The sequence below is a fragment of the Romboutsia sp. genome, assembly GCF_051659545.1.
Taxonomy (GTDB): Bacteria; Bacillota; Clostridia; order Peptostreptococcales; family Peptostreptococcaceae; genus JBOFOR01.
Genome location: NZ_JBOFOR010000174.1, coordinates 1 through 2,868, shown reverse-complemented (window position 1 = coordinate 2,868; position 2,868 = coordinate 1). Strand labels below are relative to the sequence as shown.

Genomic DNA, 2,868 nt, shown 5'->3' with positions numbered 1-2,868 from the left:
TAATGTTTAGTCCTATTTTAAAATTAATAAATCTTCTTGCTTAGTTAAATTACAAATAATATTTTGGGAGTTAAATATGTATATATTGAATTTGAATACAAGGGAAAAAAATAATGAATTTAAAGATGATTTTTATAACAAAGAACACTACTATCTTATATTAAGTGATGTAAATGAATTAAAACTAATAAAGGATATTTTAGAGATTGATGAAATTACTTTTAATGATTGTCTTAAGTTTGATGAAAATATTAAATTGGATCTGTTTGATAATTACGATTTTCTGAGTGTAAATACATTTGAAATTAATAATGATAAAGTAGAAGTTGAAGAGGTTAATATGTATTTATCAGACAACTTTATATTAGTAGTTTGCAAAGAAAGTCATTTTATTTTTGATGTAGTAAAATGTATGATAATGAACAACATACACTTAGATAACTACCCTGGTGTAGTAAATCTTTATAAAATAACTTACATCATATTTAAGACTATAATAATTCGAGAATTTGAAAACTTAGAAAAGTTAGAGGATATAATTTTAGATTTAGAAGATAATATGATGAATGGAATAAATGACAATCATATTATAAACATTAATTATATAAGGGGAATAACAAGAACAGTTGTAAAAACCATACGCCCCCTATTATATATAGGGGATAGAATATTAAAAGAAAATATAAGATATTTAAAATACTCAGACATGAAAAAGTATAATTTAGATAACTTACAAGGCATTGATATTGGTATTGATAAATTATACAAATTTGCATTATCAACTAGAGAATTAGCTGATAAGCTTCTAGATATTTATTCATCTAAAGTTGCAGAAAAAACCAATAGCCTAATAACTAAATTAACATTACTTACAGGAATTGCTGCACCTTTGACTATAATAACGGGAATTTATGGTATGAATTTTAAAGAAATGCCAGAACTTGATTATGTTTATGGTTATCCAATAGTTTTAGGAATGATGGTATTTATCTTAATTGTAGGAGTAATAATATTTAAATTGAAAAAACTTTTATAATATAATTAAATAGGTATCAAAGTGTAATATAGATAATTTTTTCTAATTTACATTTTGATACCTATTTATTATGAACTTAATTATTTAAAGTCGACTCACTAGAGTAAATGGCATTTTACTTAATTTATTTAAGTAAAATACACTTGAAATTAAAAAAACAAGGTAGAAAAAGTACTTAAAAAAGATAATATATATTAATATTATCTTTTTTAAGTACAATACCTTTCTTAATAAAAGTATATAGTGTAAAATTACTTTTATAACTAATATATAGGAGGTAATATGGAAAAATTATATTATAAAGACCAGTACATAAAAGATTTTACAGCTGAGATAGTAGAAATAGCAGAAAAAGATGGAAAGTTTCATATATTACTAGATAAAACTGCCTTTTTCCCTGGTGGTGGCGGACAATTTTGTGATTTAGGAACTATCGATGTTCATAATGTAGTAAATGTATATGAAGAGAATGGAAATGTATATCATGTAGTAGAGAAAAAACCTATAAAAATACATAAAGTAAAGTGTTCTATAGAATGGGAAAGAAGAGAAGATGGAATGCATCAACACTTTGGACAACATATTTTATCTGGTTGTTTTTATACTAAGTTTAAGGCCAATACGGTAGCTTTTCACTTAGGTAAAGATATAAGTACTGTTGATATACAAGGGATATTGACAATAGAGCAAATAAGAGAAATAGAATTATATGCAAATGATATAATAGGACAAAATATAGCTTTAGAAACTCTAACACCAACTAAAAAGGATCTTAAAAAGATTTGGATAAGAAGAGATTTGCCAGATACATCAGAAGAAATAAGAATAGTAAAAATAGTAGATTTAGATAGCAATGCTTGTTGTGGAGTTCACCCTAAGTCTACTTTAGATATTAGAATGATTAAAATAAAAAGATGGGAAAAACACAAAAATACGACAAGAATAGAATTCTTAGCGGGTAAAAGAGCGATTGATTACACTTTAAAAAGAGATTTATGCTTAGCTGATATATGTAGATATTTAAGCTGTGGTGAGGAGGAAGCGATAAAGGGTATAAAGAACTTACATGAAAAAGTAGAAAGTACTTTAAGTAGTAATAGAAAATTAGAAGATGAAGTAGCTAGCTATGAAATAAAAGATATGATAAAAAATGCAGGTAAGATAAAAAACTTATCTGTTGTCGTTAAAATATATATTAATGAAAACTTAAAATACGTATCAAAAATAGCATCTAAAATATCAGAAGAGGAAAATGCAGTTGCTTTAATTGGTGTTAAATATGATGATAAAGTTAATTTAATATTTGCTTGTTCTAAAGATTTAAATAATATAAATATGAATAATTTATTAAAAGATACTATGACTTTAGTAGATGGTAGAGGAGGGGGGAACTCAATACTTGCACAAGGTGGAGGTAAAAATAATGGAAATCTAGAAATAGCTCTAGATTATGCTTTTAAGAAGCTAGAAAAAGATATATAAATAAAATCATATAGAAATTTTAAAAATTCAATTATTCCAAAAGGTAAGTTTACATAATTTTATTATATTAAACTAAATTAGTGTTTTATATTAAAAAGTGGATGTATAGCTATTTAAAACATGTTTAAAATAGCTATACATGATTAAATGATTAATACATATATTAATTTTAAAAAACATACTTAAAACTCCAAATATTTAATTAGATTTTTAAGTATGTTTAAATAGCGTAATTCGGCAAAAAAGATGAGGAAATAAATTTTACTAAGATATATTGCAAGAAAAGATATTAATTTATAAAAATAGAACAATATACAAATCGAATTATTTGTAATACGTAAATAGGAAAT

The 2,868-nt window shown here is 24.1% G+C and carries 2 protein-coding genes; both read left to right on the top strand.

Translation table 11 applies throughout. The annotated features are described in order from the left end of the window. The first annotated feature begins 76 nt into the window (after positions 1–76). A complete protein-coding gene (locus ACRC03_RS09365; protein ID WP_438652301.1) occupies positions 77–1,036 on the top strand; it encodes a magnesium transporter CorA family protein in 960 nt (319 codons plus the stop codon). 282 nt (positions 1,037–1,318) lie between these two features. Next, positions 1,319–2,518 carry an alanyl-tRNA editing protein gene (locus ACRC03_RS09360; RefSeq protein WP_438652300.1) on the top strand — a complete coding sequence of 400 codons (1,200 nt, stop codon included), beginning with the start codon at positions 1,319–1,321 and terminating at the stop codon, positions 2,516–2,518. The last annotated feature ends 350 nt before the right edge of the window (positions 2,519–2,868 follow it).